The sequence below is a fragment of the Blautia sp. CAG:257 genome (assembly GCF_000433815.1).
GTDB classification, from domain to species: domain Bacteria; phylum Bacillota; class Clostridia; order Lachnospirales; family Lachnospiraceae; genus Blautia_A; species Blautia_A caecimuris.
The window spans coordinates 19815-26860 of the sequence record NZ_HF999032.1; the positions used below are offsets into that span (position 1 = coordinate 19815).

Below are 7046 nucleotides of genomic sequence, written 5' to 3' on the forward strand. Positions count from 1 at the left end.
CCTCCAGGCTTTCCTCACAGATATGAGCCTCGCACACCTCCAGTCCGTTTTCCACAAAGGCTTTTACAATCTGTCCTGTGGGCAGGTTCAGATTATGGACGATCAGCCTGTGATCATCCTGTATGGTAAAACGCTTCTCATGGAATCTCAGTTCCAGAATTCTTCCCGCCTGAGCTGTATCAGATACAAAAAAACGGATATGTCTGCTGCTCTTCTGTTCCAGCTCCGCAAGACTTTCCTCCTCCAGAAGCACACCATGATCAATAATTCCGATATCATCTGCAAGAAGCGAAATCTCAGAAAGAATATGGCTGGAAATCAGAATTGTTTTTCCTCTTTCTCTGCAAAGAGCCTGAATAAAGGAACGTACCTCCGCAATTCCAATAGGGTCCAGTCCATTGACCGGTTCATCCAGGATCAAAAGCTCCGGATCATGCATTACTGCAAGAGCAATGGCCAGTCTCTGCTTCATTCCAAGGGAATACTGTGAAAACAGTTTTTTATCTTTATAGGGAAGCCCCACCAGATCCAAAGCATCTCTTATTGCATTTCTGTCTGGGATTCCCCTCAGCGCTGCAAAAATACCTAGGTTTTCCGTTCCGGTAAGATTCGGATAAAATCCCGGAGCTTCTATGAGACTTCCGATTCTTGGCAGGATTTTCTTTTCATTTCCTGACACAGATTTTCCAAAGATCCTTATCTGTCCGGATGTGGGCTTAGTAAGTCCAAGGAGCATTTTCATGGTTGTGGTTTTTCCCGCTCCATTTCTTCCCAAAAGCCCGTAGATACGCCCCTCTTTTACATGAATGCTGAGATCCGAAACACTTTTCTGCTCTCCATACTGCTTGGTAAGATGGTCTGTTTCAATCAGATATTGTTTCATTTCCTTATTCCTCCTTTTCTGACTGAAATGATACCATATGAACCTTATGATAATCTTATCTTAACCTTGCAAAATCCTTGCATTTATTCACACAAAGGAAATGTAAGCGTAAATCTTGTCCCTTTTCCCGGCTGACTTTGGACAGCAATTCTGCCTCCCATTTTTTCTGTAAGCTGCCGAGCAATAGACAGTCCCAGTCCGCTTCCTTTTTCCGAACGGGCTCTGTCGCATTTATAAAGCCGCTCAAAAATATGTTTCAGATCTTCGCTTTCCATTCCTACACCATTATCTGATACTGAAATACTTACTTCCCGGGCTTTTTGCAGCATCCTGATTTCCACCCAGCTTCCATGGCTGTGAGAAAGCACATTCTGTATCAGATTATTTAAAATCCTTCTGTAACAGTCTCCATCAAGAACTGCCCGGGCAGGCCTGTCCGGAATCTGTATATCATAGTCAAAACCTGTGTCCTCAAAAACAGGTATCCAGTCAATGAGAATATTCCTGGTCAGCTCAGCAGCTTCCAGTATTTCCCTGTCCATGGCAAATTCATCTGAGTTCAGCCTGAACCAGTCAAAAAGAATATCAATATATTCCTTCAGATCATGAGCCTTTTTTCGTGCGGTCTCCATATATGCTTCCCGCTCATCTCCTGTCACAAGCTGTCTGTGTACTGCATCCAGATATCCGATCAGCGTTGTAAGCGGAGTCCTTACATCATGGGAAAGGCTTGTCATAAGCTGCCTGTTTGTTTCCTCAGCTTTATTCAGCGCAAGAATCCGCTCTTCATAGGAACGAATGATTCCATTAAGTTCATAGGCAACAGGCGCTGTCCATTCACCGGGAGCTGCAAGGATCCTTCTGTTTCCGTTTCCCATTTTTACTTCCTTAAGCGCCTCTGTCATTTCTGAAAGCTGTTTTTTCATACCGTACAATAAAAAAACAGAAGCTGCAAAAAAAGCTGCTCCTGCCAGAAACATTACTACTCCCACTGTCATTTTATACCTCCCTGTTAAACCGGTAACCGATTCCCTTGATCGTCTGAATATATCTGGGATTTGCCGGATTTTCTTCCAGCTTTTTTCGAAGTCTGCTGATAACTGCCATAATATTATTGTCATCATACACATAAGGCTCTTTCCAGACAGCCTCGTAAATCCTCTGCTTTGTTAAAATTTTTCCCTGATTCTCAGCAAGAAACATCAGAACGTCAAATTCCTTTGGCGGAAGCTCAAAGGTTCCATTTTCTGTTTTTACAGAACGCTCGTCTATGTTCACACAGAGTCCCTCATACTGAAGGATCTCCTGACTGTTTCTGTCCCTGTTAAAGCGTGTATATCTTCGTATCAGAGAAAAAATACGGGCAAGAAGCTCATCCATATGAAAAGGCTTTGTCAGATAATCGTCTGCTCCTTCTCTCAGGCCCCTTACTTTGGAATAATTGTCATTTTTTGATGTAAACATAAGAACCGGAACCTTGCTTTTCTGCCGTATTTTTTTCAGCGTCTCAAATCCGTCCATCCCCGGCATCATCACATCCAGAATAATAAGGTGATACTCCCGGCATTCCAGCATTTCCATCCCTTCTCTTCCGGTTCCGCAAAAATCAGCTTCTATCCCCTCATTTTCCACACTTTTTTTAATAAGGATGCACAGTTCTCTGTCATCATCTATAATCAGAATCCTGCTGTTTTCCAAAATTTATTCCTCTGCATTTTTATTCTGCTTCCTGATTGTGATTTGCTGCTTTTACTATAACCTGGCTGCAGATTATTCTGCCATAAAATACTGAAGCATTTCGTAAGCTACCCGGCTTCCTTCCATGATTTCCGGTGGAAGCAGCGCCATTGCCACGCATTTCAGTTCCTCATCTCCATTTTCCATATTCTGAAGATACGCATAATCTCCGTCAATTCTTTTAACTTCATAATCAATACGCTCAAACATTGTTATTTCCCTTTTCCTGCTTATTTTGTTTTATTTCTTATGTGCGATCCTGTGTAAAATTTCCTGTATGTTAAAATCCTGTGTCTCCCGTTGGAGTTATTCTTCTTTCATCTTTTTAAAAACCGGCACATACATGCCAAGTGTCACAAGCATGACTGCCATCATTACACAGATCATGCCGTTCACAAGCCATAATGGAAGAACCGGAAACAGGAACAGTATCAGCATACCCGCAAAAAGCGTTGCTGTACAGACCTTTCCAAACCACATTGCCCCATCCAGCATTTTTCCTTTTTTCAGGAAAATAAGTCCCTGAATTCCCATGTATCCTTCTTTGATGATCATAAGTACGATCAAAACCCACATTAAGGGATATCTTGTTGCAAGACATACCGCAAGGGCGCCATGCGTCAGCTTATCTGCAATGGGATCCAAAGCTTTTCCAAGCTCTGTTATCATATTAAAACGTCTTGCTATTTTTCCATCAAAAAGGTCTGTAAGACTGGAAATAAGAACTACAAAGGCTGCATACAGATATTCTCTTTCACTTTCTGCTGTAATATATAAATAGCAGAACACCGGAATAAGAAGGATCCGGAAATATCCCATAATATTGGGAATAGAAAAGATCTCTTTTTTTGTAAATTTTTTCATTGGTACACCTCGTTTTAGCATCCAGCTGGTTTCTGTAACATGTTCTGCAAAGTCCCCTGGGGTTAATAACATTGAAATTTTATTCTCTGTAGATCCAGATCCGGTAAAACAGGACACAAGAAGCCTGCTGTCGGAGACAATCCATACAGCAGGCCCTGCTTTATACCGGAGCTGATACTACAACTACCCGGTTGCGTCTTGCCAGAGCTACTGCAATGTGGCATAACTCCAGGCTGGCGCATATCTTATCTGCCATGGTGATGATCCATGCTTCTCTGTTTTTGGGAACCGGTCCCAGAGGAAACATATGTGTCAGAATTGCATTCCATTCCTTTTCGCTGATATCAAATGTCCTTGCACTGTTGTCAGCCGCAGCTTTGGGATGATAGAATGCCTGATGTTCTCCTGTAGGCGTTTTCTGCCGGAAATCATAGGGGCAAAAATCATGTAAAAGTCCGGCTCTGGCTGCCACTGTAGCATCACATCCCAGCTTTTTTGCCAGCTTCCATGATATATAGGAAACATTAATGCTGTGCATTAATCTGTTTGTCCACTGATGATGTTCATAGAGACTGAGAGAAAGAAATTCTTTATTTTTAAGAATATCCTCAACCTCTGAAAGATACGCCTGTGAGACTTCATCCGATAACTGAATGTCCATCGGCAATCACTCCCTTCCTTGTTCTACTTACATTATGACAATTCTTTCAGAAAATGCAAGGGATTTCACTGAATTTATATTCTTTTTATATTCTGTCTGTTACCTGTTCCCTTTGTTCACAGTAACTTTTGTCTTTCTTCAGGCTGTCCGCAAATCGTTTTATATGCCTGTTCACAAAATCCGGAGCGTCACAGCAGGAATTGTGTCCTGCTTCAGGTATCCATACCAGCATACAGTGCTCTCTGCGTTTCCAGTTTCTGTTATACCGTTTTGCAGAGCCGGCAGCATCCTTTTCACCGCATAATACAAGATAAGGGCAGGGAATCTCATATGGAAGTTTTTTCTCCACAGCCTGTGCAAAAATACGAAATCCGTGGTCTGCAAGATTGCAGTATTCTTTTTTTCCGTAGGAAAGCATCATGCGAACCATAAGCTTTCTCCCGTATTTTGTTTCAGATGTCCCCTCTGTTCCAAATTTCAGCAGCATTTTCCAGGGAATAGAACGATACATCCACTTCGTATGCTTCAACATCAGAAGTTCTGCTCCTGTATAATATTTTCTCTTAAGGGGACAGGAATCTATGGAAACAAAACCTGATACAGACTTAGGATATCTCTGCATATAAACCTGAGAAATATACCCTCCAAGAGATTGCCCAACCAGTACAGGTGAGAAAATCCCCTCTCTTTCCAAAATCTGTTTCAGATAATCGGCCATATCCTCCATAGTAAAACACAGTGCAAAGGGACGGGATTTTCCATGTGCCGGAGCATCCCAAACCATACAGTTATAATCTTTTCTCAATGCTTCTGTCTGTTTCTCAAATAATCTGTGATCAGCTGTCAGACCCGGCAGAAATATCAGCCATTGTTTCTCTTTTCCTGAATATGCAGTCCAATAATAAATTTTTCCATAGGGTGTTGTATATACTTTTTCTTCCATGCTTTCTACAATGATTCCCTTCTCTTTTTTACAGTCATACGTTTCATTTTCACAATCTCTTATATCCGGCAGTTCCCCAGAATACTCACAGCTGTTCTGATATTTTCGCTTCCTGAATCTTATCCGTATAACTGTTTTTCCTATCATACACCTGTTGTCCAATAAGGTAAACAGATTTTATTGCTGTTCATTCCACAACCTGGTTTTTACTGCTTGACAACTCCATAAAATCATGTAAAAATAGCCATGTTTGCCTGATTTTATATAAAAAACTATAAAAGGGCAAATTTGAAAAAGCGCATCAAAATATTGTCTTTTACACTGTAAATGAGCAAGTTTGAAAAAGTGCACAAAATTATCATGAATTTGTCTTTATAAGATGCGCATATAGAGCTTAATATTTTTGTCCGTATATTACGGATTCTATTATACAAAATTTGATATTTGCTCATTTAGACTTTTATAATTAAAAATGCGAAAACAACAAAGGAGGAAATGTTATGTCAGGTCAGGTTCGGGATATGACAAAAGGATCACCTGGCAGACTGATCATTCTGTTTGCCATTCCCTTAATGTTGGGAAACATCTGCCAGCAGCTTTATACTATGGTAGATACTATTGTTGTAGGACAGATTGCAGGAGTTCAGGCTCTGGCTGCTCTGGGCGCGGTTGAATGGATCACCTGGATGGTTCTTGGTGTTTCTACCGGCGCCACACAGGGATTTTCTATTCTGATTTCTCAGCACTATGGTGCAAAAAAAGAGGATCTTTTAAAACAGTCTGTTGCACGAAGCTATGTACTTACCGCCGTTATTTCCGTTGTTCTTCTGACAGTCAGCCAGATTTTTGCCCGGGGGATCCTGGTGTTTTTAAATACTCCGTCAGATATTATCGGTATGTCTCTGATTTATCTGCGGATTGTATTCTGCGGAATTCCCGCAGTTGCTGCCTATAATGTGTTTGCTTCTGTACTGCGCGCTGTCGGGAACAGCCGTACTCCACTGACAGCTATGATCATTGCGGCTTCTGTCAATGTAATACTTGATCTTTTATTTGTGGCAGGCTTTCACTGGGGAGTTGCCGGCGCTGCCATTGCTACGGTTACTGCTCAGATTTTTTCTGCAGTATACTGCTTTCTTGTTGTCAGAAAAATAAAACTGCTTCATATCTCCCGCCAGGATCTTCAGCGCCGTCCCGGACTGGACCAGAAGCTTCTGAAGCTTGGAACGCCTGTCGTTTTTCAGAATACTATCATTGCAATTGGAGGTCTGGTAGTTCAGTATGTGGTCAATGGCTATGGCTTCCTTTTTGTTGCAGGCTTTACCGCAACAAACAAATTATACGGTATCCTTGAAATGGCAGCTATTTCCTACGGATATGCCATTGTGACCTATGTTGGACAGAATCTGGGAGCCGGGGAAATCGGCCGCATAAAAAAAGGCGTTCGGTCAAGCACCTTGCTTGCTTTTCTTACCTCAGCCCTGATCTCCTGCGTTATGTTTATTTTCGGAAAACAGCTTTTGTCCATGTTTATTTCAGGAGAGCCTTCCCAGGCCGGACAGGTATTGGATATTGCCTGGAAATATCTTTTTATCATGGCATGTTGTCTCTGTATCCTGTATTTCCTTCATGTATACAGATCAGCCCTCCAGGGTCTGGGAAACACCTTTATCCCCATGCTCAGCGGTGTTGTTGAGTTTGTCGTACGTGTAGGTGTTGCAGTTTTTCTTCCTTTTATTATGGGAACAGACGGGATTTTTTATGCTGAAATTGCTGCCTGGACAGGGGCTGCGGTCCTTCTTATTATCAGCTATTTTTCTTCAATAAAGAAATATTCTTTAGCCGGAAAAGACTGAAACGTATCTGTAGCGGTTATGCTGCAAAACCTTGAGGTATCTATAGCCATGGGAGTCCATAAGCGGCAATGTCATTTAGTTAAGACATTGAGTCGGCAGCCT

The 7046-nt window shown here is 41.8% G+C and carries 8 protein-coding genes; 1 reads left to right on the top strand and 7 read right to left on the bottom strand.

Annotated elements, in window-relative coordinates:
- From QVP40_RS05655 to QVP40_RS05685, 7 genes are all read right to left on the bottom strand, one after another.
- Window positions 1-883, bottom strand: an 883-nt coding sequence (locus QVP40_RS05655) for an ABC transporter ATP-binding protein (RefSeq protein WP_288200338.1), incomplete at its 3' end; no start/stop codon positions are given.
- An 83-nt stretch (window positions 884-966) separates the two neighbouring features.
- Window positions 967-1875 (bottom strand): sensor histidine kinase, encoded by a 909-nt coding sequence (locus QVP40_RS05660; RefSeq protein ID WP_442852283.1) that lies wholly within the window; start codon window positions 1873-1875, stop codon window positions 967-969.
- 7 nt (window positions 1876-1882) lie between these two features.
- Window positions 1883-2581 carry a response regulator transcription factor gene (locus QVP40_RS05665; RefSeq protein ID WP_022067520.1) on the bottom strand — a complete coding sequence of 233 codons (699 nt, stop codon included), beginning with the start codon at window positions 2579-2581 and terminating at the stop codon, window positions 1883-1885.
- Window positions 2582-2653: 72 nt separating this feature from the next.
- Window positions 2654-2830: a hypothetical protein gene (locus QVP40_RS05670; RefSeq protein WP_022067521.1), complete on the bottom strand. Its 177-nt coding sequence runs from the start codon at window positions 2828-2830 to the stop codon at window positions 2654-2656.
- 96 nt (window positions 2831-2926) lie between these two features.
- Window positions 2927-3484: a CDP-alcohol phosphatidyltransferase family protein gene (locus tag QVP40_RS05675; protein WP_022067522.1), complete on the bottom strand. Its 558-nt coding sequence runs from the start codon at window positions 3482-3484 to the stop codon at window positions 2927-2929.
- A 160-nt stretch (window positions 3485-3644) separates the two neighbouring features.
- Entirely contained in the window at window positions 3645-4145 is a 501-nt protein-coding gene (locus tag QVP40_RS05680) for an HD domain-containing protein (RefSeq protein ID WP_022067523.1), read from the bottom strand.
- Window positions 4146-4230: 85 nt separating this feature from the next.
- Window positions 4231-5088: an alpha/beta fold hydrolase gene (locus QVP40_RS05685; RefSeq protein WP_288200339.1), complete on the bottom strand. Its 858-nt coding sequence runs from the start codon at window positions 5086-5088 to the stop codon at window positions 4231-4233.
- A 500-nt stretch (window positions 5089-5588) separates the two neighbouring features.
- On the opposite strand from QVP40_RS05685, the gene QVP40_RS05690 reads away from it, so the two are divergent.
- Window positions 5589-6944 (top strand): MATE family efflux transporter, encoded by a 1356-nt coding sequence (locus QVP40_RS05690; protein WP_022067525.1) that lies wholly within the window; start codon window positions 5589-5591, stop codon window positions 6942-6944.
- The last annotated feature ends 102 nt before the right edge of the window (window positions 6945-7046 follow it).

What these genes read in the sequence shown, in the direction of transcription:
- QVP40_RS05680 (WP_022067523.1), bottom strand. Translation starts at nt 4,145, where the DNA reads ATGGACATTCAGTTATCGGATGAAGTCTCACAGGCGTATCTTTCAGAG.
- QVP40_RS05690 (WP_022067525.1), top strand. Translation starts at nt 5,589, where the DNA reads ATGTCAGGTCAGGTTCGGGATATGACAAAAGGATCACCTGGCAGACTG.
- QVP40_RS05675 (WP_022067522.1), bottom strand. Translation starts at nt 3,484, where the DNA reads ATGAAAAAATTTACAAAAAAAGAGATCTTTTCTATTCCCAATATTATG.
- QVP40_RS05685 (WP_288200339.1), bottom strand. Translation starts at nt 5,088, where the DNA reads ATGGAAGAAAAAGTATATACAACACCCTATGGAAAAATTTATTATTGG.
- QVP40_RS05670 (WP_022067521.1), bottom strand. Translation starts at nt 2,830, where the DNA reads ATGTTTGAGCGTATTGATTATGAAGTTAAAAGAATTGACGGAGATTAT.